This window comes from Salinimicrobium aquimaris (assembly GCF_035607535.1).
GTDB lineage: Bacteria > Bacteroidota > Bacteroidia > Flavobacteriales > Flavobacteriaceae > Salinimicrobium.
The window spans coordinates 48,138-73,097 of sequence record NZ_JAYDZX010000010.1 but is presented as its reverse complement, the minus strand read 5'-3'; the positions used below and the strand labels follow the sequence as shown (position 1 = coordinate 73,097).

The window sequence follows — 24,960 nt, the reverse complement described above, 5'->3', positions numbered from 1 at the left end:
ACATTAGAAATATGTCCACACCCCAACATAACATGTCTCTTACCGGAGAACCACCCGTAAAACTCTCCACTACTCAAAAGGTCGCGACAGGAATTGGCTGGACAGGAATTTTTATTTTTATCCTGGCGCTATTAAATCAGGAGTTACCCTCTCCCTTTTTATGGTCGGCACTTACGCTTATTGCATTGGGAGTGATCATCTTCGCCAATGACCAGTACCTGGGAAAATCTGCAGGTGTAAAGAACGACGGGGTTTGGTTCAGGTCCATGACCGCCCGTGGAAGCCTCGCCTGGGGTACCGGAATTCTACTTACCCTGTTCTATATTGTCCTTTACTGGTTTCCGCAGTACCTGGGCTATAATCCCGATGGACCCAACAGCGGACTCGTAGCTTTATTCGATCCCCTGAGTCAATTGATTAGCGGCCATCCTGCGAGTCAGTGGTTTGTTTATGGAACTCTGTACACCCTTGCGATCCTGGCTTTTGGATATAAATTTCTACTCAAGTACAGACACAACAAATACGAGGTACTGCGCACTTTTTCGGTGATGTTTTTTCAGCTGGGATTTGCCTTTCTCATTCCGGAACTTCTAATGCGGCTCAACCAGCCCTACTTTAATCCGGTGAATATATGGCCGCTCAACTATGACCTTTTTGCAGGCTATAAGCTGTCTGAATTCTTTTCCGCAGGCAACGTGGGGCTAATGATGCTCTTTTTTGGGATCGCCTCCATCTTTGTCATTACTCCCATCCTCACCTATTTCTACGGAAAAAGATGGTACTGCTCCTGGGTATGTGGTTGCGGCGGACTTGCCGAAACTGCGGGTGACCCCTATCGTCAGCTTTCGGATAAAAGCAGGGCAGCCTGGAAATTTGAGAGAATTATTATTCATACTGTCCTCGTGCTGGTGGTGGTCATGACCATTGCCGTAGTTTATTCTTTTCTCAATGAAAATCCGGATCAATTCTGGCTGGACAAGAACGTCTTCCTTCTTGGCACGGCAGTTTTCTTGATACTGTTGTTCGGCCTTATCTGGTTCTTTAAGAGACACCGGCTGGCACGTGATGCTAAAAAAGGAGCTGTGATTTCCCTGAGTATCGTTCTGGTGATCATCGGAATCTTCTACTTTAGCGGAATGACCTACGGCTACCTGCTAAGACAGTGGTATGGCTTCCTTATTGGGGCAGCGTTTTCAGGAGTTATAGGGGTGGGCTTTTATCCTATTTTTGGAAACCGTGTCTGGTGCAGATTTGGGTGCCCTATGGCGGCAGTGCTGGGTATGCAGCAGCGATTGTTTTCGAAATTCAGGATCACCACCAATGGCGGGCAGTGCATCTCCTGCGGCAATTGCTCCACTTATTGCGAAATGGGAATTGACGTACGCGCCTATGCTCAAAAAGGGGAAAATATTGTTCGTTCCAGCTGTGTTGGCTGCGGAATTTGCAGTGCCGTTTGTCCCCGCGGAGTATTAAAGCTGGAAAACGGCTCCCTTGACGGCAGGATCAACAGTGATGCTGTGCTGCTTGGAAACGATGTTGATCTCCTTGACCTCATAAGAGAACAAAAGGCAGCTACCCGCGATCCTCATTCCTCACCATTCAAAAAGTAGATTTTCTTGAAGAATTATTCTGAAGAATCCCTTATAAAAGTCATTATTCCTGCTTACAATGAGGCAGATTCTATTGGTCTTGTTATTCGGGACATTCCTCAATTTGTAGATGAGGTGATCGTAGTGAGCAACAATTCCACAGATGCCACAGAGGGAAATGCTGCAAAGGCCGGAGCTACTGTACTGCGGGAAACAAGAAAAGGATATGGCTATGCCTGCTTAAGGGGTATGGATTACATCGCCAACCTTCCGGAAAAGCCTGAAATAATCGTATTTTTAGATGGAGACTATAGCGACTTTCCGCAGGAACTGGAAAAGGTCGTGGCGCCCATTCTGCAGCGGGATGTGGACATGGTAATTGGTGCAAGAGTTAAACGCTGGCGGGAGAAAGGAGCAATGACTTTTCCGCAGATCTTTGGCAACTGGCTGGCAACAAGTCTCATGAAATTGTTCTTTAATGCCAGGTTCACAGATTTAGGCCCTTTTAGAGCAATTAAATACGGGAAATTACTGGCTCTTGAAATGGAAGACAAGACCTACGGCTGGACGGTAGAAATGCAACTTAAGGCCTTAAAAAAGAACTACAGCTATGAAGAAGTGCCTGTGCATTACCGCAACCGGATTGGAGTTTCAAAAGTTTCGGGTACCGTAAAGGGGGCTTTCATGGCGGGCGTAAAAATTTTAACCTGGATCTTTAAATACAGTTTCAAATAATGGAATTAGCAGTTGTGATCATATTTTTTCTCTTGATGCTCGCTGTTTTCCTGTACAGTCTGTCCCTCCTGCACCTGCTACTCAATTTCCGTAAAAGCCGGAATAAAAAAGATACCTCTCAAAAATGGCATTTTTCAGAGCCTTCTAAAATTCCTTTTGTTACTATTCAACTGCCGCTTTACAATGATAAGCCGGTAGTGGAGCGCCTGCTTCGGAATATCGCCAGAATCGATTACCCTCACAACAAACTTGAAGTCCAGGTTTTGGATGACTCTACTGATGACTCTGTAGCGCTGACTTCTGAAATTATTGCGGAACTGAAGGCTGAAGGTTTTCCCATTCAACACATCACCCGTCCTCATCGTGAAGGTTTTAAAGCCGGAGCTCTTAAAGCCGGACTGGAAACTGCAAAAGGCGAATTTATTGCCATTTTTGACTCCGATTTTCTTCCGAAGCGGGATTGGCTCAAGAAAACGATCCCCTACTTTAAAAATGAGAAACTGGGCGTGGTGCAGACCCGCTGGGGGCATTTAAACGCAGACTTTTCCCTGCTCACGAAGCTGCAGGCTTTTTTGCTCGACTACCATTTTGTCCTCGAGCAGACCGGCAGAAACTTCGGGAAACACTTTATCAACTTCAACGGCACTGCGGGAGTCTGGCGGAAATCTTGCATTCTAGACGCCGGTAACTGGGAAGGAGACACACTTACTGAAGATCTCGACCTGAGTTACCGGGCGCAGCTTAAGGGCTGGGAGTTCAAATATCTTAAGGAAGTTGAAACTCCGGCAGAACTTCCAGTTACCATCGCAGCTGCGCGTTCCCAGCAGTTCAGATGGAATAAAGGGGCAGCAGAGAATTTTCAGAAGAATTATAGAAAAGTGCTCTTTGGTAAAAACCTCACTTTTGGCACCAGGGTACACAGCTTTTTTCATCTTTTGAACAGCAGCTTTTTTTTCGTCGTACTCCTGATGGGAGTAGTTAGTATTCCGGTGCTTTTTTTAATGGATGATCCCGTGTACTCCGGTTTCTTTACAGGAGCATTGATCTTTCTTTTAGGTCCGGTGATCTTTTTTGTTACGTACTACACTGCATATAAGGAACAACACAAAAAAGAGCGACTATCAATTTTTAAATTCACCGGACTCTTCATTACTTTCTTTTCAATTGCCATGGGGCTTTCCCTGCATAACAGCATTGCGATCCTGGAAGGACATTTTGGGAAAAGAAGTGAATTTATAAGAACCCCAAAGTTCAACCTCAGCAGCAAGCCAAGTGCAGCCTTTAGATCACCAGTTAAGATCAATTTTCAACTGATCATGGAATTTCTCTTGATGCTGCTATTCGCCTTCGGCATTTTTTCTGCATTCAGGATCGGCACCTATAGTCTGTTGCCGTTTCACCTTATGATGTTTTTTGGGTTTTCATATGTTGTTTTAGCTTCTTTAAATATTGAAATTTTAGCAGGTAGAAAAGCAGACCCCAAAGGTTTAAAAAAACTATGAGGTCTTGTGAAGAAAGTAAGCATGAAACAGTCTCTGAGCCTTCATAAGATACCCCTTCTTCTCTTCCTTAGTTGTTGCGCATTGTACCTATCCTTTGCTTACGACCTGGAAAGAACCGATTTTTTCAAACTGTTGACCCTCTGGGTCGCGCTATTCTTCCTGAGCTGGAAGTTCTTCCAAATGCAGCGCTCCAACCTGAAAGTACTCCTTGCAGCCGCACTCATATTTCGTATACTTTTTATGTTCGCCACCCCTAACCTGTCCCAGGATTTTTTCCGGTTTATATGGGACGGGAGATTGATGTTAGAAGGCATAAACCCTTACTTAAAGACTCCGCTGCAATACTTCTCCTCGGGAGATCCTCCGGTCGCAGGGGCAAAGGAGTTATTTGACGGGATGGGTGCTCTAAGCGCAGGAAATCCCACTAATTACCCACCACTTAACCAGCTCTTCTTTGCACTTGCAGCACTTCTGGGCGGCAAAAGCATTTTTGCCACAATAGTTTGGCTTCGGATTTTCATAATTGCTGCAGATATCGGGATCTTTTACTTCGGAAGAAAATTACTAAGGAATCTCAAGCTCCCGGAGAGTAATATTTTCCTGTACCTACTCAATCCGCTCATCATTATAGAACTAACCGGAAATCTGCATTTTGAAGGGGTAATGCTATTCTTTCTCCTGGCAGGACTCTATTTACTGCAGTGTCAAAAATGGCTTTTTAGCGCCCTCTTGTTTTCCTGTTCTGTTGCGGTAAAGCTAATTCCGTTGATGTTCCTGCCGCTACTCATTAGAACATGGGGATGGAAAAAAGCCATAGCTTACTACTGCGTTACTGGAGCTTTTCTAATACTCTTTTTCCTGCCATTTCTCTCAGGAGCATTTGTGGAAAACTTCTTCGGCAGTATCAATCTGTGGTTTCAAAAATTCGAATTTAATGCCAGTCTTTACTATCTCGTAAGGTGGATAGGATTTCAGGTAGAAGGCTACAACATCATTGCGTATGCCGGTCCGGTCATGGCTCTTCTTGTTTTCTTTTCAATTTTGATGCTCTCAGCTCTAAAGCAAAATTCCCGATTCCCAGGATTAATGACCAGCATGATGTTTGCTTCGGCGATCTACCTGTTCCTGGCAACCACTGTGCATCCATGGTATTTGGCAACGCCACTGCTACTCTCGGTGTTTATGAGGTTTAAATTTGTACAGGTTTGGAGTTTAATGGTAGTGCTGAGCTATTTTGCTTATTCTCAACCAGATTATGAGGAGAATTTGTGGCTCATTGCCGTAGAGTATGTTATTGCGTTCGGAGTAATGTACTTCGAAATTTTCTCGCAAAGACCGCAAAGGTTTTCCGCAGAGGACACAAATGAGGATCTGAAGATTTCACACGAAGCAAAATAAGGCAAAAGAAGAGCACTAAGAAAAAGTTGTCAGTGGGCATAGGACAGCACAAAATGTAGGCAGGACCAAATTTCAATAAGCTGGACCGAATTTAAATCAATACTCTAAACTCATAACTGATATATCCGTGCATCAGTGGCTCAAGCCTTCAGCTATTTTATTCCCTTCCTGCTACTTTTTCCTGATTATAGGGAATGTAATTCTTCCACTCCCAAGGCGTGTAAACATCTTTAATAGCTACCTCCAGCAACTCCTTAAAAATGCTTTCCCCATTCTTACTATTGGTCAAAATGAGAATTCCTTTTCCCGCTTCAGGAAACAGAACAGAATAGTGCTCGAAACCACTGCCGTTTCCTCCTTTTGAGACTCCCCGGCCGTACGGGGTTTGGAATACACCTGAACCCAGTCCATAAGACATTTCAATATCATCATTCAGATCCCCTTCCTCAAGGGCTAATGGGCCGAACTGCCGCAATGAGCGGATTCTCACCTGAGGTGAAAAGATTTGCTTCCAGGACTGCTCTTTTAGGATTTCCCGATTTAGAACCGCCGATAAGAACCTGTTATAATCCTCGAAGGTCGTTTCGAGCGTACTGGGCGCCCGTGGCTCATTATCCTTATCCTTCTTATAAGCCTGTCCTTTTTCATTGTGTCCGTGCGCGTAATCTGCTTCAAATTGCGGTTGCCAAACAAAGCTGGAGCTCTCCATTCCTAAAGGCCTGAAGACGATCTCCTGTGCCAGTTCCTCAAATGGCTTTCCCGTGATCTTTTCCAGCACCACCTGAAGATAAACCATGCCTTCTCCCGAATACATATAGCCGCTCCCCGGCTCCTGCTTGACCCGTAGTTTTTCATCTGGCTCAAAGAACCTCCAGTTGGGAAAACCTGAAGTATGAGTCAGGGCCATTCGGGCCGTGATCTTGTGATAAAGAGAATCATTCTTAAGATCACTGTAATCATCATGCCAGTCCGCTTTTGGTTCATATTCGTATATCTTCTTCGGTAAATAGGATTCTAGAGGAGTATCCAGATCAATAACATCCTCCTCAACCAGCTTCATGACTACTACAGTAAAGACCGCTTTGCTCAGGGAAGCTCCATACATGTTACTGCTCCTATTAAGTTCTCTTTTATCATTGTTGTTGGCGTAGCCAAAAACTTCAGAATATACCGGTTGATCTTCATTATAAACAGCTATTCCGAGGCCGGGAACATTGGCCTCCTTCATTAGGTATTTCACATGCTGAGTGAGAGAGTCAGCAGAAATCTTCGATCCATCGAGGCGTTCAATTTCCTGCGCAAAACACGATCCCGAGAAACAAAAGAAGAAAACAACCATGGCAGCCGCCGCTTTACCCGATGTTTTATTCTTCTTTTTCTTTCTGATAAAAGGAATTGACAGCGGATAATAGCTTTTTTGGTTATTCACCGCTGTAAAGATGTTGATCAGCATAACTACTACAGCGTACGGGATGATGAGGATGATCATGGTGAGAATTGGACCACCGCCTATAATAACCCCGCCGATAATCATCATTAGTAATAGAGCCACTACAAAAATACCTGCCATTGTAATATGGAAGTTGACCACCTTTCTCCCGTGCTCATCATAGATCCTGTTATCACCTCTCTTGTGTATCCACAGGAACAGCGGAATGAAAATATTTGCAAGCGGAACTACAAAGCCTATAAAAGGAGTTGCATGCATGAGCAACAGCCATTTCTTCTGTACATCCTCTTCTTTAGGGTCATCAAGCACAATAAGATCATCCACTTCCACTTCCAAAGCGGTGGCTAATAGCTTTACCGTTTGAAGGTGAGGATCTGTTTCTCCTTTCTCGATTCTCTGAATTGTCCTTACGGTAACATTTGTTCTTTCTGACAGTTCTTTTTGAGTAAGTCCTTTTAACTTCCTCTGGTATACAAGATTCTCTGAAAGTTTGTTTTTATCGTCCATATCGAATAATGTTTGGAACAAAACTACCTCAAAAAGGCTGTTTTTTGGGTGACATATGCGTGTCACCTGGATGTCATTTCCGCACAAATAGTGACTTCGCGAGCCGGTTGCATGATTTAAGTGACAATTTAAGAATAATTAATAAGTCGAAAAGCTGAAGGCACTATGTATCCAAAAAAGCAAAAATCCCGAAGGTTTTGCCTCCGGGATTTTCAATTTCTTTTCAGAACTAACCTTACATATCCAGAATGTGGGCAAAAATTAGTGGCGCCACAATAGTTGCATCACTCTCTATAACGAATTTAGGGGTGTCCTTATCCAGTTTTCCCCAGGTGATCTTCTCGTTCGGAACAGCCCCGGAATAAGATCCGTAGCTGGTCATAGAATCTGAGATCTGGCAGAAATAGCTCCAGAAAGGAATGTCATGCATCTCCATATCCTGGTACAGCATGGGAACCACACAAATAGGAAAATCTCCGGCTATACCTCCTCCAATCTGGAAGAAACCAACTCCATTGTCAGTATTTTTCATGTACCAATCGGCAAGGTAGCCCATGTATTCAATTCCAGATTTCATGGTACTTGCCTTCAGCTCTCCTTTCATAACATAGGAGGCAAAGATGTTCCCCATGGTACTATCTTCCCAACCGGGAACCACGATTGGAAGGTTCTTTTCGGCTGCGGCATACATCCAGGAATCCTTCAGGTCAATTTCATAGTATTCTTCCATTACGCCACTCAGCAACAGCTTGTACATATATTCATGCGGAAAATATCTTTCCCCGGCAGCTTCAGCATCTTTCCAGATCTTCACGATGTGCTTCTGAATTCTTCTGAAAGCCTCTTCTTCAGGAATACAGGTATCAGTTACCCTGTTAAGTCCCCGCTCCAGCAGATCCCACTCGTCCTGAGGTGTTAGATCCCGGTAGTGAGGCACGCGTTCGTAATGAGTGTGAGCAACTAGATTCATGATATCCTCTTCCAGATTGGCACCGGTACAGGAGATGAATTGCACTTTATCCTGACGGATCATCTCGGCGAAGATCTTGCCGATTTCTGCGGTACTCATAGCCCCGGCCATGGTAACCATCATCTTGTTACCCTTGTCCAGCTGCTCCCGGTATGCTTTTGCGGCATCCACAAGGGCTGCAGCATTAAAATGTTTAAAATGTCTTTCGAGGAATTCTGTAATTGCTCCTTTACTCATCGTCTTCGTCTTCGGTGTTATTTAGATATTTGAATTTGTAGCTCAGCATTTTATAGTAAAGCTTCGCCGCTAAAAAGTCTGATGACCTTTCATTTTCATTTGGGTTAAGCTCTACAATGTCAAATCCTACTACATTTTTCTTCTTGAACATCAACTTTAAAAATTCCAGAGTTTCATACCAGAACATTCCTCCCGGTTCTGGGGTACCTGTAGAAGGAAGAATAGAAGGATCAAAGGCATCAAGATCAATAGTAATGAAAACATTTGGAGTCATTTGCCCAATAGCATCATCCATCCAGTCTTCATATAGGTCATGCGCCCAATACACCTGGTTTTCGTCCATATGATCAAGCTCGGAAACATCCATAGAACGGATCCCTACCTGGATTAGGTTAGTTTTCTTACTTGCTTCATGTACTGCACACGCGTGATTACATGTTGTGCCTTCATACTCGGGGCGAAGATCGGCATGGGCATCGATCTGCACTACAGTAAGATCCTCAAAGCTTTCATTAAAAGCTCTGATTGTACCAATAGAAATGGAATGCTCGCCTCCAAAAATGGTAACGAATTTCTCCTGTTTGATGTAATTCTTAACGGTCTTGTGAACCGCTTCTACCATTTTTTCGGGAGAAGAATTTTCTGTCACCGGCGGAGCAAGATACACTCCTTTTTTATAGACTTCTGTACGGGTTTCGATATCGAACAGCTCCATATTCTCTGAAGCTTCCAGAAAAGCGTCCGGGCCTTTATCGGCACCCTTACCCCAGGTACTTGTCCCATCATAGGGGACCGGGATCAAAACTACTTTTGCGTCATCTAAACGTGCATACTTGTCCGGAATGCCGGCGTAATTCTTTTTATTCATTTTATTAGCGATTGTTGTGTTCTAATTGCTTCAGGTTTATATAATTAAAAATAGAAAAATAATTTACTTGTCATATCCAAGGATCTTAAGGAATTCTTGTGGTTCCTGCTGTTCCCTGAACAAAGTTACTTCCAGCTCTCCATTCTTATCCCGGTTAATGAGCAATTGACGAGGTTGAGGGATCAAACAATGCTGTAGCCCTCCATAGCCCCCAATAGTATCCTGGTAAGCACCTGTATTGAAAAAGCCGATGTAAAGTGGCTTATCCCTCTTGTATTTGGGCAGATAAATGGCGTTGGTATTCTGTTCAGAATTGTAGTAATCATCACTGTCACAGGTAAGGCCACCTAACAGCACCCGTTCATATTCATCGTTCCAGCGATTGACTGCGAGCATCACAAACTTCTTACTTATGGCCCAGGTATCTGGCAAGGTGGTGATGAATGAGGAATTGATCATATTCCATTTTTCCCGGTCATTCTGCTGTTTCTGGTAGAGGATCTCATAAATGGCACCACCACTTTCACCTACTGTAAAAGAACCAAATTCAGTAAAGATGTGTGGCACCTCAACTTCAGCTTCATCACAGGCTATCTTGATCTGGTTAACGATCTCTTCCACCATGTACTTATAGTCATAATCAAAGGCGAGAGAATTCTTTACGGGAAATCCTCCCCCAATGTTCAGACTGTCCAGACTTGGACATATGCGCTTCAGGTTAATGTACACCCTGAGACATTTCAGCAATTCGTTCCAGTAATATGCAGTATCACGAATCCCGGTATTTATAAAGAAGTGCAGCATTTTAAGCTCCACCTGCTCATTGTCTTTGATCTGTTTATTGTAAAAAGGTACTATGTTCTTATATCCAATTCCCAGCCTTGATGTATAGAATTCGAACTTTGGCTCCTCTTCCGAAGCTATTCTTATCCCGATCTTGTATTTGCCATCAATTGCTTCTGAAAGCAGATCGATCTCTTCGTAATTATCAATGATGGGAATACAGTTATAATGGCCGTTGTTAATGAGGTTCGCAATATTGCTGATGTAACCGTTCCTCTTAAAACCATTACAGATCACATAGGTGTCATTGTTGATTTTCCCGTTTTTCTTAAGATTCTCGACAATATTGATGTCTACCGAAGCAGAAGTTTCAATATGAATGTCGTTCTTTAAAGCCTCGTTAAGCACATGCTCAAAATGGGAACTCTTAGTGCAGTAACAATAGTTATAGGTGCCGGGGTAATCGTGCTTTTTAAGAGCATCGGCAAACCAGGTCTTGGCTTTATTTATATTTTCTGAGATCTTGGGGAGATAAGTGAACTTGAGCGGAGCTCCATATTCTTTTACCAGTTCCATGAGATCAATTCCATGGAAATGAAGTTCACTACCTTCTACTGTAAATTCTTCCTGGGGGAAATAGTAAGTCTGGTCGATTAGATCGCTGTACTTCGTATTCAATTTTTACGTAATAAGGATTAAAATTAAAAAGTAGAAATTATAAGCCAATGCTGAAAAAATAAGGTGATAAATCTTTGTTAAGGCCGTAGCAGCCAAAGGAGGAAGAGTACAAAAACCAAACGGAATAGGTCCGCGGCAATTCTTTCATTTTTGTGCTTATAAAAAGCAAATGTATTAAAAAGCTGGAAAGCTGCAGGATTTTTTTACAAATCTCCTTCTACAACTTTCCGACTCAAAATCGATCCCAGATTTGAGGGATTTTTTAGCTATTGGTGAGGTTGATGATCTCCTGTTTTGTAAGTACTCTCCAGTGGCCTCTTCCCAGGTCTTTTTTCGTGAGTCCTCCAAATACTACCCGGTCGAGTTTTACTATTTCGTAGCCCTGGCTTTTAAAGATACGCTGCACTATGTGAGGCTTTGTGCTTTTAATCTCCAGCCCAATTTCCCGCTTCGGTTTGTTCTCCACATAGCTTATCTCAGTAACATTAGCTACTCCATCCTCCAGGGTAACTCCTTCTTTGATCTTTTGGAGATCGTCATAGGCCAGATCTTGATCGAGCTCCACGTGATATATCTGTCTTATTCCATTTTTAGAATTCCCCAGTTTTTTGGCAAGCGCACCATCATTGGTGAACAGGATCAATCCTGTGGCCTGGGTATCCAGTTTTCCAACGGGGTCCAGTTTTGACTTTGATGCATTTGCAATAAGATCCTGAACAGTTCTGTTCTTTTTCTCCAAACTTCCGGTAACGTAGAATCCTTTTGGCTTGTTTAGAAGAACGTATTCAGGTTTTTCGGGATTGATGCGGCGGCCGTCGAATTTCACCTCGTCGGTGACTTTGACCTTGTAGCCCATTTCGGTCACTACCTTGCCATTGACGGTGACATTTCCTGCGGCAATATATATATCGGCATCCCTTCGGGAACAAACGCCTGAATTTGCAACATACTTGTTGAGACGCATTAGACCTGCTCCTCCTTCATTTCTTTTCACCGGGGCATTGCCGCGGGACATATTTTTCGGATCCTTCTCATTTCGGCCTACCGGGGCATTTCCGCGGGAATGGGATTTGCTTCTACCCGCACCTCCCTGTCTTCCACTGCTGGATTTACCCGAAGAGCGATCTCCCCTGCTGCCAGTGGGCCTGTCATTTCTACTCATGATATTAAATTTTGAACAAAGATACTGGAATGTTTAACAATATCCTGAAGTCTCAAAAAGAGGATTTTCAGCAGTATCTTTTTTTAGAAGAAAAATTAGTGGCTTAAGAAGTAATTCGAGATAAAGCACCAATAAACAAGCACCAAGTTCCAAAATAGTTAATTAGAGAACAGTTAACTGGGGCTGGTGATCTGTGGAGATTAGGAAATAATAGAGGCCGGTAATTAGAAAATTATCTGTGCATCTGTGGCATCTATATCTTCAATAATAAATATCAAATATTCAATATTAAATCTAAAACACTCTGCTCAACAGTGCCTCAATATCGATCAAGAGAATACTAAATACCCCAACTACAATGATGAACTTTAAGAGGTTATGCAACAACAAATACTGCCATTTAGCCTTGCTGAAGTAAAGGATAAGCAGGAAGAGGAAAAGTAAGGCTGCTGCTCCATAAAAGAAGTAATCCATTTTCCCTATTTCAAATCTGAAAATAAGGAAATACATTGGTATGAGCGTCAAAAAGGTAAGAACTGTCAACAGCACCTTACTCAGGTTTTCTCCATACACAATCGGAATCGTCCTGTATCCCTGCACCAGGTCTCCTTTCATGTTCTCAAGATCCTTCACCATTTCCCGCATCAAGATGATGAGATACAAAAAAGCGGCGTGAACCAGGATCACCAGGTCAAAGTTCTTGTAATACAAAAAGATCGCGAAGAATGGCGTAATAGTGATGATCGAAGCTATTAAATTATTTAGAAAGAGGATCTTTTTTAGCCGGTGGGAGTAGAACCAGATCGCAAAAGTGTAGATCGAGAAAAAGACTACTGCTCTAAAGGAGATGTAACTGGCAAAGAAGATCCCCGCCAGGTTGAGCAGAAAATAAACCGAAAGTTTTGTACGCTGACTCACAAACCGGTCGAGCATCGTTTTTTGCGGGCGGTTTATAAGATCTTTCTCGCTGTCGTAAAAATTGTTGATGATATACCCTGCTGCCACAATGGAAGCAGTTGCCAGGACCATGAAAAACAAATTGGGGTCAAAAAGCACATTTCTAAGAGGTAAGTCGGGCGCGAGTATGAACATCGCGGTGAGGTACTGCGCTATGACGAGCACCAGAATATTGTAGCCTCTAACGACCGATATAAAGCTGAGAATCTTAAGAAGAAGCCGCTTTTTGGAGATGGAAAGCATCGAGCTGTTTTAGAAGTTGTAGACCACTTCCAAACGATAATCCTTCAACGCTTTTCTTGCCTTTTCAATATCTTCTGTGAACCCTAGAATATATCCACCACCACCCGAGCCACAAAGCTTCAGGTAGTAGTCGTTAGTTTCAATTCCATGCTTCCATAACTTATGGAATTGTGCAGGGATCATAGGCTTGAAGTTGTCCAGCACCACGTGAGATAATTTTTTGATGTTCCCAAAAAGGGATTTCACATCGCCATTAAGGAAATCATCCACACAGGCATCGGTATGTTTAACAAATTGATCTTTCAGCATTTTTCTGAAAGGTTCCTGCTTCATATTTTCCATGAAGATATTCACCATGGGAGCAGTTTCCCCAACAGAACCGCTGTCCAAAAGGAAAACAGCACCTTTTCCATTCACTGTCTGTGAAGGAATGCCTGCAGGTTCAATATTATCTTTGGAATTGATAAGGATTGGGATGCTCAAATATGAGTTCAAAGGATCAAGACCCGAGGATTTTCCATGGAAAAAGGATTCCATTTCCCCAAAGATCTTCTTTAATTTTAAAAGCTTTTCGCGGGTCAGATTTTCAAGAACAGTGATCTTGTCAACGGCGTATTCGTCATAAATAGCAGCTACCAGCGCACCACTACTTCCAACCCCGTAGCCCTGCGGAATGCTGGAATCGAAATACATGCCTTTTTCAATATCCTCCTTTAGCTCCTTCAGGTTGAACTGAACAAGTTCAGGCTTTTCCTGCTGAAGGTTTTCAAGATAATCGGCAAATCTTTTAAGGCTTCTGTTGGATTTTTGAGCAGCTTCCGAAGGATTTTCGTCCACCTTTAGCGCCCCGTTGTAAAAATTATAGGGAATAGACAAACCTTTGGAATCCTTGATGATCCCATACTCTCCAAAAAGGAGGATCTTTGAATAAAATAAAGGTCCTTTCATAGTAACTGCGAGTTTATTTCCTGGTTGAGAGTTAACATCCCGTAGGCAGAAAGATCTTCATCCACCTTGTTCCAATGCACCCCATAACCACCGGGGGAAATTTTATAATCCTGTAATTCTTCTTCCGTAGCATTGTAAAGCTTTGGATACCATTTCAGCGGAGCACCAATTTCGCGACCGTCTTCTAAAGAAAAGAAAATTTTCTCGTCCCTGAAGAGAACCTCTTTAATTTTTATGTCAGTCTTAACTGTTTTCATTCCCGTGAAATTCATCCCATTTCCGAAGAAAATAAAAGCGATTTTGTTTCACTATTTCCAATATCGCATTTAAATCCTGCTTCTTAATATTATAATTGTACATCAAAGTTAAGGATTCCAAAGTAACTTTTAATTCGCCTCCCTTGCCCTCCACATGAATATGCTTCGGCAAATGTTCGTTTGAATAAAAAAAGAACCTGAAGCCTTTTTCAAGATGTACAGTTGGCATTTTACTTCCTTAGCTCTGCAAAGATATACATTTAACTGAGAAATAATCTCTTACAGAATATGATAGAGGTCAATTTTCAGGCCAGTTTTTGAGCTCCACTGCCTACCCTGTCGTTGATATACTGCCCGTTTTGACAATGTTGCTGCAACTCACTTCCTATGAATTCCAGCGTTAGTTCTTCCTCCTTTTCCGGAAACAGCAAATGCACATTCGCACCGGCATCCAGGGTAAAACAAAGATGCAGCCCGGTCTCTTCTCTAAACCTGAAAACTTTATTAATGATCGCAAGCGTATTCGGCTTCATGAGCAGGAAGTAAGGTTCGCTGGTCATCATCATGGCGTGCAGGGTGAGGGCTTCACTCTCCACTACCTTAATAAATTCTGAAAGATCCCCGCTGCGGAAGATCTTTTTGAGCCGGTCGAGATTATCATGGGCCTGCCTGAAGCGTCTTTCGGCATAAGGATGCCCGTTCATCAATTCATGACCAACCGTACTGCTCACCTGTTTTTCCCCTTTATCTACAAGTAAAATTGTGTCCCGGTAATTCCTGAAATTATCATGCACCTCATCTCTATATTGTACACCATATAAATCGCTACTGCCATAGATGTTCCTCTGAAACCCCCAAACTACGAGCTCTCCTTCAACACTGCGACAGGCACTACCCGATCCCAACCTTGCCAAAAATGAGCTTTTTCGGGTGAAATATTCCTCCGTCATTTCGGGATCCAACTGTTTTTCCAGACTCATGAAACAGAGGGCAAGAGCGCTCATACCGCTGGCCGAAGATGCAATCCCGCTACTGTGCGGGAAGGAATTGGAAGTTTGAATAGTGAATTTATAATCTTTTAAAAAAGGCAAATACTGCTCTACTCTTTCCAGGAACTTCTGAATCTTTGGCCGGAAAGAATCTTTCTTCTCGCCCTCAAATTCTAATTCGAAATCAAAATCATCTGAGAGCTGCTCCTTCTTGCTGAACTTTAAAGTAGTGGTCGTACGGCAGGAATCCAGCGTAAAACTTATGGAAGGATTCGCCGGAATTTGATGCTCCAGTTTCCCCCAGTATTTCACCAGGGCAATGTTGCTGGGGCTTTGCCAGGTCACCTGCCCTTGCTCCACTGTTGCGGAATATGGATTTGGAATAAAATCTTTTTCGGTCATAACGCAAAGATAGATTTTCCTGTTAAAGCCAAAGCCATCCAAAAAAGCTATTTTAGGGAGGAAATAAATAAGACACCCATGCGTAAGACCATTCTCATTACCGGCGCCTCCAGCGGAATTGGCAGGGCAACAGCTAAATTTTTTGCCGAAAAAGGCTGGAATGTTGCCGCCACCATGCGCGCTCCCAAAGAAGAAACAGAGTTGAAAGAACTTCCCAATCTTAAACTTTACGAGCTCGATGTAACTAAAAAAGAACACTTAAAAAAGATCATTCCGGAAGTGGAAGCAGATTTCCCCATGATCGATGTCCTGTTCAACAATGCCGGTTATGGCGCAGTGGGCGCTTTTGAAAAATCTTCAGAAGAGGATGTGCTGCAGCAATTCCAGGTAAATGTTTTTGGAGTCATGGATCTTTGCCGGGAGTTCATTCCGTACTTCCGAATGAAAGGAGAAGGGATGATCATCAACACCTCCTCTGTAGTTGGCCGGTTTACCATCCCGCTTTACAGCCTCTACTGCTCGAGCAAATGGGCGTTGGAAGGTTTTACTGAAGCATTACAATTCGAACTCCGCATGTTCAACATAAAAGTGAAGCTGATAGAACCCGCAGCCATAAAAACCGATTTCCACGGCAGGTCCCTGAAAGTTTTTGACAACGAGGCAGTCAAAGGTTATGAAAAAATGGAAAAGGCGATTCTTAGCGGAATGCGCAGCAGAAATGAAAAGGCACCCGGCCCGGAAATAGTTGCCAAAACTGTTTTCAAAGCAGCGATCGATGACAGTCAGAAACTTCGCTATCCAACCGGAAAAGATGCGGGCGCAGTGCTGCTGGCAAGAAAGATCCTGCCCACCTCCTGGTTCAACAAAATTTTGCTTAAACAGCAGACCCGGAGGTCATAGCCTGTGCCGCAAGGAATCCGCCGGTCCATGCATTCTGAAAATTGAAGCCACCGGTAATAGCATCTATATTCAACACTTCTCCCGCCAGGAAAAGATTTTTGCAGACTTTGCTTTCAAAGGTTTTGAAGTTCACTTCTTTCAGTTCCACGCCTCCCGCAGTGACGAACTCCTCCTTGAAGGTGCTCTTTCCATGCACCTGAAATGTGCCGCACGTGAGTTCCTTCTTCAGGGATTCCAGTTGCTGCCTGTTGAGATCGGCCCATCGAGCTCCAGCATCAATACCCGATGCCTGCAGCAGACTTTGCCATAAACGCTTAGGAAGTTCGAAAAGGGACCGCTTGTGCACAAATTGCTTAGCTTTTTCCCCTTTTTGAAGCCTTAGTTCTTCTTCCACATCTTCAGGAGAATATTCGGGAAGCCAGTTCACTTCGATCTCGAAATTCTTTTTGTCGCTGAGCTCTCTTGCACTCCAGGCCGAAAGTTTTAGAATTGCAGGTCCGCTCATGCCCCAGTGGGTGATCAACAAGGGTCCCGAAGTTTCCAGCTTAACTTTTTTTAGTCTCACTACCGCATTTGTCGCTACCCCGGGGAGATCTTTGATGCGCTTATCAGTAATATTAAAAGTGAACAGGGAAGGCACCCCCGGCACAATTGAATGGCCAAGATCCTGAAGCAAATTCCACATCTTTGGATTGCTTCCGGTGGCGACGAGTACCTTTTTAGCAGTAAAATTTTCCCGGGAAGTCGAGATCTCCCAAAGCTCATTTTTCTGCTGAAGTCCCTGAACTGCCCTTTTTGTAAAGAGTTCGATTTTTAACCTTTTTGACTCCTCAAGAAAAAGATCGATGATTGTTTCTGAAGAATTGGATTCGGGAAACATCCTGCCATCTTCTTCGATCTTCAGGGGAACTCCTCGCTTTTCGAACCATTCGATGGTGTCACCGGTCATGAAGCTATGGAAAGGCCCACGGAGTTCTTTTTCACCTCTGGGATAATTACGGGTAAGTTCCTTCGGAAGGAATTCGGCATGGGTCACGTTGCACCTTCCGCCGCCCGAGATGCGCACCTTGTTCAGCACATCTTTTCCCCGCTCGAGAATACAGATCCTGGCTTTGGGAGCCATTTCCGCAGCATTGATCGCTGTGAAGAATCCCGCAGCCCCGCCACCAATTATTACCATGTCAAAAGAAAGAGGTTCCAAAAATGTCATTTTTCAGACACAAAGGTATCCATTTTTAAAAGACGTTATTGTTTGTTAAATCCTGCGCTAAATCTTTCTTAAACCTGTCGCAGCCCCGGCGGCTCTTATATAACTTTAGATCTCTAAACCTTAGCGCTATGAGCAAACCTAAAGACCTTCCAAAGCAAGAGCAGGACAAGCAGCCCGGAGAACAACAAAAGATGCATCCCGAGCCGGAAGTAATCCGCAAAGACTACAAAGGCAGTGAAAAACTGAAGGGAAAGATCGCGCTCATCACCGGTGGGGACAGCGGTATTGGACAAAGTGTGGCAGTGCATTTTGCAAAAGAAGGTGCAAAAGTGGCTATTGTCTACCTTTCTGAAGATAAAGACGCCGAAGAAACCCTAAAGATGATCGAGAAAGCAGGATCTGAAGGAATGGTGCTGAAAGGAGATCTTAAAGAAGAAAATTTTTGCAAAGAAGTGGTGCAAAAGACAGTAGAAAAATTTGGAGGACTCAATATCCTGGTGAATAATGCAGCGATGCAATTTCCTGAGGAAAAGCCAGAGGACGTCGATTCGGCACAGGTAAGAAAGGCCTTTGAAACCAATATCTATCCCTATTTCTTCACCGTAAATGAAGCGTTGAAACATCTTTCTGACGGGGATAGTATTATTAATACTACCTCTGTGACTGCCTATCGTGGCAGCGAGCACCTGCTGGATTATTCAAGCACCAAAGGAGCTATTACCGCCTATACCCGTTCCCTCTCAAAAATGCTGGCCGAAAGAAATATTCGGGTAAATGGAGTGGCTCCCGGCCCTATCTGGACACCGCTTATCCCCGCCTCTTTTGATGCCGAACATGTAGCCGAATTTGGGAAAAAAGTGCCTCTGGGAAGAGCGGGGCAACCCAGTGAGGTGGGTCCGGCTTATGTCTTTTTAGCCAGCAAGGATGCAAGCTACATTACCGGGCAGGTGATGCATGTCAACGGCGGGGAAGTGGTAGGTGCTTAATCAAACTGTTCTTCTTACCTTGTTTCTCAAGCATTAATTCAAAAGTTATGAAAGAGTGGTTTAGCTTAAGCTGGGAATCTATTGTTGTCCTGTCCATAAATGCCATTGGCATCTACCTGGCCATAATAATTTTTACGAGGCTCACAGGGAAACGCAGCTTTTCGAAAATGTCGAGCTTTGATTTCGCCATGACCGTTGCCATTGGTTCTATGATCGCATCGACGGTCCTGTCCGGGTCTGTTGGCCTCGCAACCGGAATTTTAGGACTGGCATTTATCTATGGGCTACAGATCGCGGTCGCTACTCTCAGGAAGTACAGAGCTGTTAGCAAGATCGTGGATAATTCTCCACTTATGCTCATGGACGGAGAAAATATCCTGCAGGAGAATCTGATAAAAGCCAAAGTGACCGAAGGAGATCTAAGATCGAAATTAAGAGAAGCCAATGTGCTGAATCTATCACAGGTACGTGCGGTCGTTTTTGAAGCTACGGGAGATATTTCTGTACTTCACAGCAATGAAGAGCAGGAAGTTCTTGAGGACTGGCTCTTAAAAGATGTGATTCGCTAATGCTGGGCTGGACCGAAATTCTGGGCTTGACCGCAGGCGTCTTCACCACTGCGGCTGTTACTCCCCAAATCTGGAAGGCCTGGAGAACAAAAGAAGTGGATGATGTTTCCCCGGGAATGTATTTCGTGTTGATTACCGGTTTAGCACTGTGGGTGATCTATGGAGTGCTCACCAGTGACATCCCCGTGATAGCAACAAACGGAGTTGCTTTTTGTCTTAATGTCTTTATGCTGTTCCTCATTTACCACTATCGCGACAAAGAATAGCTTAATTACACTTTTGCTGTTAATCTTACTTAAAAACTGAATTAACAGATTCTTAAACCCGCTCCTGTTAAGGACCTGAGACGTTATTTTTACAAAAATCCAGTATATGTCCCAGGTACAACAACAGGAAGCCAAAGCTTCTTCTGCCAAATCCAGGTTTAAAGAATTTATTTTAGATAAAGATCATCCATGTATTATGGCCCAGACGGTCTTCAGCATGGACAAGGTCGATTTTCATGAATACGATAATTTTGGAAGCAGGGAGACCGCTAAGCAAATCCTTGCCGATCTTAAGAAATACATAGCCGCCTACGATTTCGAATCCAACGATTTCCTCACCTTCCTGGTCGGTTTTAAAGGTAAACAGGATTATACCGAAGAAGAATTCGAACAAACCCTATGGCAGCAGTTGCAGTACCTCCACGAAGAAGATGATCAACCATGGGATGAAGCGGTAAATCCCGATCCCGAGCATAACAACTTCAGCTTTAGCCTGGGCGGGAAAGCCTTTTACATTGTAGGACTCCATCCCAACAGTTCCCGAAAGGCACGGCAGGCGCCATATCCAGCTATTGCATTTAACCTCCACTGGCAGTTCGAGAAATTGAGAGAGATGAACACCTACCACATAGTGCGGGATAAAATTCGCGACAGGGACATTGCTCTGCAAGGTGATATCAATCCAATGCTCCAGGACTTTGGAGAGCGCAGCGAAGCCCGGCAGTATAGTGGCCGAAAAGTTGGAGAAGACTGGAAATGTCCTTTTCTTCACGGTAAATTGTAAAGCATGTTCCGGCAAAAGAAATACCTCAAGAAAGATTCACAATACATTTATGAATTTATAGACCATCACCCCTTTGCCACCTTCGTGCTGCAAGGTGAAGAGCTTTTGGCTACCCACATCCCGGTCCTCATTAAAGGTACACCTGAGAAATTTCAGCTATACGGGCACATAGCGGAAGCTAACGAACAGTACAAATTCCTAAAAGATGGACTTGAAGCTCTGTTGATTTTCCACGGCGCCCATGGCTATGTCTCTTCTTCCTGGTATAAAGACATCAACATTAGCACCTGGGATTATTCGGCAGTACATGTGAATGTAAAACTGAAGCTTCAGACGAGGGAAGAATTGGAACAAAGTCTTCAAAAGTTGATCGCAAGATTTGAAAAGGATCAGAAATGTCCCATCCATTACGAGGATCTTCCGAAGGATATGGTAGAAGATCATCTTCCGCTAATCACAGGCTTCTGGTGTGAACCTACAAAGGTACAGGCTATAGCTAAACTTCATCAGGGATTTGACAAAGATGATGTGCACTCGGTAAGTCGGCACCTGGAGGCGAGGCAGGATCCTCTGTCATCAAAATTAAGTGAGAACCTAAACAAAGAACATGGTACAGATCATTGAGAAACAAAGCGGTGCGGCCTTTAAGCTTCAAAAAGGGCAAAAATTAAAGGTCATAGATCCACAAGGTGAACAGGTAAGCGATATGGTCTTATTTAATGCCGCAGACCCAAGGGAAAAGATCTCTTCGGGGAAGACTCTGGATTTTGAAGAAAGCATCCTCATCACCAAAGGCGACTGGCTTTGGAGCAACCGGAGCAACAAGATGATGAAGATCCTGGAAGACACTAATGGAAGGAATGATTTCCTGCTTGCGCCCTGCAGCCCGGAAACCTTTAAGATCATGTATAATAATCCAGAATATCATCCCAGCTGCTTTGAGAATCTTTACACCAATTTAGCTCCCTTCGGGATTGAACCCGATGATGTGCCCACTGCCTTCAACATCTTCATGAATGTGCAGTTCGATTCAAACGGAAGATTAAGTGTAGATCCGCCGCTGAGCAAAGCCGGGGATTACGTGCTTTTTGAAGCCGAAATGGATCTCATTGTTGCCCTTACCGCCTGCTCTGCAGAGGACAGTAACAACGGAAGTTTCAAGCCGATACATTATGAGATCCTGGGCTAGATACGATTTTTCAAAAAGCAAGGTAGCCCGAAAACAGAAAAATCCGGAAATTACCCCGGACCCTTCCTTATTGACAATTTAAAACTGAATTAAATATTTGAAACTAAATAATTAAGGTAGACTACAGCAATCAATATAAAGATCAATACTGCAAAAACAACACTTTTATTAACTCTAAACTTCATTAGTAGGGGGTAACTTTTTCTGGTATGAATGTAAAAATTACATTTTATTTTAAGGCCCAAGTTAACAAAGCTTTAAAGCACATCCAACTATAAAATCGATAAAAAACCAAACCACCCGATTAACTGCTTAGGCCTTCAATTTCTTTTGTTTGCTCCTAAACCTTATGTTCAGCATTTCTATACATAAAGAGAAGAAGACGGCGAAGTAAATATATCCCTTGGGAACGTGGTACTGCAGGGCTTCCATCACCAGCATAAATCCAATGAGGATAAGGAAGGATAGCGCGAGTATCTGAATGGTTGGATATTTGTTCACGAACTCTCCGATCGCTTTAGCAAAGATCATCATAACAACAATGGAAACTATGACGGCTATGATCATAAGCAAAAGTTCTTCAGTTAATCCTATTGCCGTAAGTATGGAATCAAAAGAGAAGATGATATCCAGCATCACTATTTGAAAAATGGCATATCCAAAAGAAGTTATTTTCTTGAGTTCGTGTTCGTGCTCGTCCCCTTCTACCTTGGAATGGATCTCCATTATTGACTTCAGGAGAAGAAAAATTCCTCCTGCCGCCAGGATGATATCTCTCCAGCTAAAGTCAAAGCCAAACATCGAAAAGACAGGTTCGGTAAGACCAATGAGCCAGGTTATACTGAACAACAGTGCAATCCTCATAATGAGTGCAAGACCGAGTCCGCCAAGTCTGGCCTTATTTTGTTGTTCCCTGGGAAGCTTACCCGCTACAATAGAAATGAAGATAATGTTATCGATCCCAAGTACGATTTCCATGAAGGTTAGTGTAAGCAGTGCGACCCAGGTATCTACTTCAAGAAAAATTTCCATATAAATAATGGTTTGAGCAGCTGAAGGTACTACTTAGCCAAAAACCAGAAAATTTTCTAAGAAAAAATTAAGATCCTCCTCCTTTCGTAAATGCTTGACCAGCTCCACCTTTTATTGTAATATTGCATTGAATAAATAGGAGCTTTATGGGAATTACAAAATCTGAGATTTTTTCTGAAAAAGAGAATAAAATAGCGGCTTTAGCCAAGGTACTGGGACATCCTGCCCGCATTTCTATTCTACAGCACATTATTAACAGTCAAACCTGCATCTGTGGAGATCTGGTAGACAAGATAGGATTAGCACAACCCACAATTTCACAGCACCTAAAAGAGCTAAAAAGCATTGGCCTTATAAAGGGTAATGTGGAAGGAACCAGTGTGTGTTATTGTATCGACAGGGAGAACTGGACCTCCATGAAAGAACTTTTAATTTCCTTTCTCGACCAGGACATCAATCTGCAGTCCGAGTGTTGCTAAAATTTACAGTGTCATGACCATAGGACTTTTCAGCGATATCCATTCCAACTTACCTGCTCTGGAAGCCTTTTTTGAAGATCTTGATAAAAGGGACGTGGACACGATTTATTGTCTTGGAGACCTGGTAGGATATAATGTTTGGCCAAACGAGATCATTGGCCATATTAGACAAAGGAAGATCCCTACCATTGCCGGTAATTACGACTTCGGAATTGGCAGGAACAGCAATGAATGCGGCTGTGCCTATAAGACAAAAGAAGACAAAGCCAATGGGGCCATTTCCATTTCCCTTACCAACGAACTGATTTCTGATAAAAACCGGAAATATCTGAGACAGCTTCCGGCACATATAAGAATAGATCTTCAGCTGAATGATAGTCCGCAAAATCTGCTCCTGGTGCACGGGAGCCCGCGAAAAATAAATGAATACCTGTTCGAAGACCGGGCAGAAAAAAGCCTGCTCCGAATCATGGAAGATGCCGATGCCGATATTCTCTGTTTTGGGCACACCCACCAGCCTTATCATCGTATCCTGAATTCAGGAACCGAGGAAAATCCTCATTACCGTCACGCGATCAACCTTGGTTCTATAGGAAAACCAAAAGATGGTGACCCGCGGGGGTGTTACGTTGTCCTGCAAATGGATGAAACATTCACAGTTAAAGATAAAGACAGTATTAAAGTTAATTTTCACAGGTTTGAATACGACGTAGAAAAAGCTGCAAAAGCGGTAGAGGACAGCCGTCTTCCCAATGTCTATGCTCAAAACCTGAGAAACGGAAAATAACTCACAGCACAAAACCGCTCTCCATGCCCGAACAGAAACGAATCGCTTTTTTTGAGAAATACCTGAGTCTTTGGGTGGCCTTATGTATAGGTGCCGGAATTTTAATTGGAAACATAGCCGAAGATTCCATTCAGATAGTGAGCAAGTGGGAGATCTATCAGGTCAACATTCCAATTGCTGTTCTTATCTGGATGATGATCTATCCCATGATGCTGCAAATCGATTTTACCAGCATCAAAAAGATAGGTCGAAGACCAAAAGGAATTGTCCTCACAGTGGTGATGAACTGGCTGGTAAAACCTTTTACAATGGCGTTTTTCGCCTGGATCTTTTTCACTAAAATTTTTGCTGCCTTTATCGATCCTTCCATGGCCGGGGAATACATTGCAGGTGCCATTATACTTGGTGCTGCGCCCTGTACAGCGATGGTCTTTGTTTGGTCTTATCTCACAGATGGTGATCCAAATTACACGCTTATGCAAGTCTCCGTGAACGACCTCATCATCCTGTTTGCCTTTGTTCCCATCGTAGGGCTGCTTTTAGGAATAACAGATGTTGTGGTGCCTTACGAAACCTTAATTCTCAGCATCCTTATTTACGTTGTAATTCCTCTTGTTGCCGGGATCCTCACCAGCCGATTTCTCATTAGGTCAAGAGGGAGCGAATGGTTCACAGGAAAATTTCTGCCTAAGTTCAAGCCGGTTAGTATTGTTGCTTTACTTCTCACTCTTATCCTCCTCTTTGCCTTTCAGGGAGAAAATATCCTGAACAATCCTCTCATTATTTTCCTCATTGCTATTCCGCTTATCATCCAGACGTATTTTATATTTTTTATTACCTGGTTCTCCGGAAAAAAGCTGAACCTCCAACACCGGGTCTGTGCACCGGCAGCTATGATAGGGGCGAGTAATTTCTTTGAACTTTCTGTAGCGGTCGCGATCGGCCTTTTTGGTCTTCAAAGTCCGGCGGCGTTGGTTTGCGTGGTAGGCGTACTGGTAGAGGTTCCGGTAATGCTGTCGCTGGTCAACTACGCCAACCGGAAGAAATACTAGTGCAATTCCCGGTAAATATTGGATTGAAGAA

At 43.4% G+C, this 24,960-nt stretch carries 26 protein-coding genes; 14 read left to right on the top strand and 12 right to left on the bottom strand.

The features are described 5' to 3' along the window. Positions 1-11 precede the first annotated feature (11 nt). The 4 genes from VR862_RS10260 to mptB are packed head-to-tail and all read left to right on the top strand — an operon-like array spanning position 12 to position 5,224. Entirely contained in the window at positions 12-1,610 is a 1,599-nt protein-coding gene (locus VR862_RS10260) for a 4Fe-4S binding protein (RefSeq protein ID WP_324720877.1), read from the top strand. A 6-nt stretch (positions 1,611-1,616) separates the two neighbouring features. Continuing rightward, the gene (locus tag VR862_RS10255) at positions 1,617-2,324 is read left to right on the top strand and encodes a glycosyltransferase family 2 protein (RefSeq protein ID WP_324720876.1); all 708 of its coding nucleotides are present in this window, start codon (positions 1,617-1,619) and stop codon (positions 2,322-2,324) included. Continuing rightward, complete coding sequence (locus VR862_RS10250) at positions 2,324-3,826, top strand: cellulose synthase family protein (RefSeq protein ID WP_324720875.1); 1,503 nt, start codon at positions 2,324-2,326, stop codon at positions 3,824-3,826. The genes VR862_RS10255 and VR862_RS10250 overlap by 1 nt, the downstream gene beginning before the upstream one ends. 21 nt (positions 3,827-3,847) lie before the next feature. Continuing rightward, positions 3,848-5,224 (top strand): polyprenol phosphomannose-dependent alpha 1,6 mannosyltransferase MptB, encoded by a 1,377-nt coding sequence (mptB, locus tag VR862_RS10245; protein ID WP_324720874.1) that lies wholly within the window; start codon positions 3,848-3,850, stop codon positions 5,222-5,224. A 157-nt stretch (positions 5,225-5,381) separates the two neighbouring features. On the opposite strand, the gene VR862_RS10240 is transcribed toward mptB, so the two are convergent. From VR862_RS10240 to VR862_RS10200, 10 genes are all read right to left on the bottom strand, one after another. Next, positions 5,382-7,181: a serine hydrolase gene (locus VR862_RS10240; RefSeq protein ID WP_324720873.1), complete on the bottom strand. Its 1,800-nt coding sequence runs from the start codon at positions 7,179-7,181 to the stop codon at positions 5,382-5,384. Between the two features lie 235 nt (positions 7,182-7,416). Further along, entirely contained in the window at positions 7,417-8,388 is a 972-nt protein-coding gene (locus tag VR862_RS10235; RefSeq protein ID WP_324720872.1) for a deoxyhypusine synthase family protein, read from the bottom strand. Then, complete coding sequence (speB, locus tag VR862_RS10230) at positions 8,381-9,256, bottom strand: agmatinase (RefSeq protein ID WP_324720871.1); 876 nt, start codon at positions 9,254-9,256, stop codon at positions 8,381-8,383. The genes VR862_RS10235 and speB overlap by 8 nt, the downstream gene beginning before the upstream one ends. Positions 9,257-9,319: 63 nt before the next feature. After that, on the bottom strand, positions 9,320-10,717 hold the full coding sequence (locus VR862_RS10225) for a type III PLP-dependent enzyme domain-containing protein (RefSeq protein WP_324720870.1): 1,398 nt from the start codon (positions 10,715-10,717) through the stop codon (positions 9,320-9,322). Between the two features lie 262 nt (positions 10,718-10,979). Beyond that, positions 10,980-11,879, bottom strand: coding sequence for a pseudouridine synthase (locus VR862_RS10220; RefSeq protein WP_324720869.1), 900 nt, complete (start codon positions 11,877-11,879; stop codon positions 10,980-10,982). A gap of 294 nt (positions 11,880-12,173) precedes the next feature. Further along, positions 12,174-13,079, bottom strand: a complete 906-nt coding sequence (locus VR862_RS10215) for a geranylgeranylglycerol-phosphate geranylgeranyltransferase (RefSeq protein WP_324720868.1) — start codon at positions 13,077-13,079, stop codon at positions 12,174-12,176. 9 nt (positions 13,080-13,088) lie between these two features. Next, a complete protein-coding gene (locus VR862_RS10210; RefSeq protein WP_324720867.1) occupies positions 13,089-14,027 on the bottom strand; it encodes a mevalonate kinase family protein in 939 nt (312 codons plus the stop codon). Beyond that, complete coding sequence (locus VR862_RS10205; protein WP_324720866.1) at positions 14,024-14,284, bottom strand: DUF2442 domain-containing protein; 261 nt, start codon at positions 14,282-14,284, stop codon at positions 14,024-14,026. The genes VR862_RS10210 and VR862_RS10205 overlap by 4 nt, the downstream gene beginning before the upstream one ends. Then, positions 14,271-14,513: a DUF4160 domain-containing protein gene (locus tag VR862_RS15610; protein ID WP_416384495.1), complete on the bottom strand. Its 243-nt coding sequence runs from the start codon at positions 14,511-14,513 to the stop codon at positions 14,271-14,273. The genes VR862_RS10205 and VR862_RS15610 overlap by 14 nt, the downstream gene beginning before the upstream one ends. A gap of 76 nt (positions 14,514-14,589) precedes the next feature. Further along, positions 14,590-15,675 (bottom strand): diphosphomevalonate decarboxylase, encoded by a 1,086-nt coding sequence (locus VR862_RS10200; RefSeq protein WP_324720865.1) that lies wholly within the window; start codon positions 15,673-15,675, stop codon positions 14,590-14,592. Between the two features lie 78 nt (positions 15,676-15,753). Here VR862_RS10200 and VR862_RS10195 point away from each other — a divergent pair, with 78 nt between their 5' ends. Next, positions 15,754-16,575 (top strand): SDR family oxidoreductase, encoded by an 822-nt coding sequence (locus VR862_RS10195; RefSeq protein WP_324720864.1) that lies wholly within the window; start codon positions 15,754-15,756, stop codon positions 16,573-16,575. On the opposite strand, the gene VR862_RS10190 is transcribed toward VR862_RS10195, so the two are convergent. Further along, complete coding sequence (locus VR862_RS10190; protein ID WP_324720863.1) at positions 16,550-17,785, bottom strand: BaiN/RdsA family NAD(P)/FAD-dependent oxidoreductase; 1,236 nt, start codon at positions 17,783-17,785, stop codon at positions 16,550-16,552. The two genes, VR862_RS10195 and VR862_RS10190, sit on opposite strands and share 26 nt — an antisense overlap. Before the next feature lie 128 nt (positions 17,786-17,913). Here VR862_RS10190 and VR862_RS10185 point away from each other — a divergent pair, with 128 nt between their 5' ends. The 6 genes from VR862_RS10185 to VR862_RS10160 all read left to right on the top strand — a co-directional run bounded on the left by VR862_RS10185 (position 17,914) and on the right by VR862_RS10160 (position 21,579). Further along, complete coding sequence (locus VR862_RS10185) at positions 17,914-18,771, top strand: SDR family oxidoreductase (RefSeq protein WP_324720862.1); 858 nt, start codon at positions 17,914-17,916, stop codon at positions 18,769-18,771. Positions 18,772-18,818: 47 nt separating this feature from the next. Continuing rightward, on the top strand, positions 18,819-19,340 hold the full coding sequence (locus VR862_RS10180) for a DUF421 domain-containing protein (protein WP_324720861.1): 522 nt from the start codon (positions 18,819-18,821) through the stop codon (positions 19,338-19,340). Beyond that, positions 19,340-19,606 (top strand): SemiSWEET family sugar transporter, encoded by a 267-nt coding sequence (locus VR862_RS10175; protein ID WP_324720860.1) that lies wholly within the window; start codon positions 19,340-19,342, stop codon positions 19,604-19,606. The genes VR862_RS10180 and VR862_RS10175 overlap by 1 nt, the downstream gene beginning before the upstream one ends. Positions 19,607-19,712: 106 nt before the next feature. Continuing rightward, a complete protein-coding gene (gntA, locus tag VR862_RS10170; protein ID WP_324720859.1) occupies positions 19,713-20,390 on the top strand; it encodes a guanitoxin biosynthesis heme-dependent pre-guanitoxin N-hydroxylase GntA in 678 nt (225 codons plus the stop codon). A 3-nt stretch (positions 20,391-20,393) separates the two neighbouring features. Next, positions 20,394-21,014 carry an FMN-binding negative transcriptional regulator gene (locus tag VR862_RS10165; protein ID WP_324720858.1) on the top strand — a complete coding sequence of 207 codons (621 nt, stop codon included), beginning with the start codon at positions 20,394-20,396 and terminating at the stop codon, positions 21,012-21,014. After that, the gene (locus tag VR862_RS10160; protein ID WP_324720857.1) at positions 20,998-21,579 is read left to right on the top strand and encodes a DUF1989 domain-containing protein; all 582 of its coding nucleotides are present in this window, start codon (positions 20,998-21,000) and stop codon (positions 21,577-21,579) included. The genes VR862_RS10165 and VR862_RS10160 overlap by 17 nt, the downstream gene beginning before the upstream one ends. A gap of 312 nt (positions 21,580-21,891) precedes the next feature. On the opposite strand, the gene VR862_RS10155 is transcribed toward VR862_RS10160, so the two are convergent. Continuing rightward, a complete protein-coding gene (locus VR862_RS10155; protein WP_324720856.1) occupies positions 21,892-22,611 on the bottom strand; it encodes a TerC family protein in 720 nt (239 codons plus the stop codon). Positions 22,612-22,757: 146 nt separating this feature from the next. On the opposite strand from VR862_RS10155, the gene VR862_RS10150 reads away from it, so the two are divergent. Genes VR862_RS10150 through arsB form a run of 3 tightly spaced genes read left to right on the top strand, consistent with a single transcriptional unit; the run spans position 22,758 to position 24,929 of the window. Then, on the top strand, positions 22,758-23,090 hold the full coding sequence (locus tag VR862_RS10150; protein ID WP_324720855.1) for an ArsR/SmtB family transcription factor: 333 nt from the start codon (positions 22,758-22,760) through the stop codon (positions 23,088-23,090). A gap of 13 nt (positions 23,091-23,103) precedes the next feature. Next, a complete protein-coding gene (locus VR862_RS10145) occupies positions 23,104-23,877 on the top strand; it encodes a metallophosphoesterase family protein (protein WP_324720854.1) in 774 nt (257 codons plus the stop codon). 23 nt (positions 23,878-23,900) lie between these two features. Beyond that, on the top strand, positions 23,901-24,929 hold the full coding sequence (arsB, locus tag VR862_RS10140; RefSeq protein WP_324720853.1) for an ACR3 family arsenite efflux transporter: 1,029 nt from the start codon (positions 23,901-23,903) through the stop codon (positions 24,927-24,929). The last annotated feature ends 31 nt before the right edge of the window (positions 24,930-24,960 follow it).

What these genes read in the sequence shown, in the direction of transcription:
- VR862_RS10145 (WP_324720854.1), top strand. Translation starts at nt 23,104, where the DNA reads ATGACCATAGGACTTTTCAGCGATATCCATTCCAACTTACCTGCTCTG.
- arsB (WP_324720853.1), top strand. Translation starts at nt 23,901, where the DNA reads ATGCCCGAACAGAAACGAATCGCTTTTTTTGAGAAATACCTGAGTCTT.
- VR862_RS10205 (WP_324720866.1), bottom strand. Translation starts at nt 14,284, where the DNA reads ATGAAAACAGTTAAGACTGACATAAAAATTAAAGAGGTTCTCTTCAGG.
- VR862_RS10250 (WP_324720875.1), top strand. Translation starts at nt 2,324, where the DNA reads ATGGAATTAGCAGTTGTGATCATATTTTTTCTCTTGATGCTCGCTGTT.
- VR862_RS10180 (WP_324720861.1), top strand. Translation starts at nt 18,819, where the DNA reads ATGAAAGAGTGGTTTAGCTTAAGCTGGGAATCTATTGTTGTCCTGTCC.
- VR862_RS10190 (WP_324720863.1), bottom strand. Translation starts at nt 17,785, where the DNA reads ATGACATTTTTGGAACCTCTTTCTTTTGACATGGTAATAATTGGTGGC.
- VR862_RS10160 (WP_324720857.1), top strand. Translation starts at nt 20,998, where the DNA reads ATGGTACAGATCATTGAGAAACAAAGCGGTGCGGCCTTTAAGCTTCAA.
- VR862_RS10210 (WP_324720867.1), bottom strand. Translation starts at nt 14,027, where the DNA reads ATGAAAGGACCTTTATTTTATTCAAAGATCCTCCTTTTTGGAGAGTAT.
- VR862_RS10195 (WP_324720864.1), top strand. Translation starts at nt 15,754, where the DNA reads ATGCGTAAGACCATTCTCATTACCGGCGCCTCCAGCGGAATTGGCAGG.
- VR862_RS10175 (WP_324720860.1), top strand. Translation starts at nt 19,340, where the DNA reads ATGCTGGGCTGGACCGAAATTCTGGGCTTGACCGCAGGCGTCTTCACC.
- VR862_RS10235 (WP_324720872.1), bottom strand. Translation starts at nt 8,388, where the DNA reads ATGAGTAAAGGAGCAATTACAGAATTCCTCGAAAGACATTTTAAACAT.
- VR862_RS15610 (WP_416384495.1), bottom strand. Translation starts at nt 14,513, where the DNA reads ATGCCAACTGTACATCTTGAAAAAGGCTTCAGGTTCTTTTTTTATTCA.
- gntA (WP_324720859.1), top strand. Translation starts at nt 19,713, where the DNA reads ATGTCCCAGGTACAACAACAGGAAGCCAAAGCTTCTTCTGCCAAATCC.
- VR862_RS10215 (WP_324720868.1), bottom strand. Translation starts at nt 13,079, where the DNA reads ATGCTTTCCATCTCCAAAAAGCGGCTTCTTCTTAAGATTCTCAGCTTT.
- VR862_RS10185 (WP_324720862.1), top strand. Translation starts at nt 17,914, where the DNA reads ATGAGCAAACCTAAAGACCTTCCAAAGCAAGAGCAGGACAAGCAGCCC.
- VR862_RS10260 (WP_324720877.1), top strand. Translation starts at nt 12, where the DNA reads ATGTCCACACCCCAACATAACATGTCTCTTACCGGAGAACCACCCGTA.
- mptB (WP_324720874.1), top strand. Translation starts at nt 3,848, where the DNA reads ATGAAACAGTCTCTGAGCCTTCATAAGATACCCCTTCTTCTCTTCCTT.
- VR862_RS10165 (WP_324720858.1), top strand. Translation starts at nt 20,394, where the DNA reads ATGTTCCGGCAAAAGAAATACCTCAAGAAAGATTCACAATACATTTAT.
- VR862_RS10200 (WP_324720865.1), bottom strand. Translation starts at nt 15,675, where the DNA reads ATGACCGAAAAAGATTTTATTCCAAATCCATATTCCGCAACAGTGGAG.
- VR862_RS10155 (WP_324720856.1), bottom strand. Translation starts at nt 22,611, where the DNA reads ATGGAAATTTTTCTTGAAGTAGATACCTGGGTCGCACTGCTTACACTA.
- speB (WP_324720871.1), bottom strand. Translation starts at nt 9,256, where the DNA reads ATGAATAAAAAGAATTACGCCGGCATTCCGGACAAGTATGCACGTTTA.
- VR862_RS10240 (WP_324720873.1), bottom strand. Translation starts at nt 7,181, where the DNA reads ATGGACGATAAAAACAAACTTTCAGAGAATCTTGTATACCAGAGGAAG.
- VR862_RS10220 (WP_324720869.1), bottom strand. Translation starts at nt 11,879, where the DNA reads ATGAGTAGAAATGACAGGCCCACTGGCAGCAGGGGAGATCGCTCTTCG.
- VR862_RS10150 (WP_324720855.1), top strand. Translation starts at nt 22,758, where the DNA reads ATGGGAATTACAAAATCTGAGATTTTTTCTGAAAAAGAGAATAAAATA.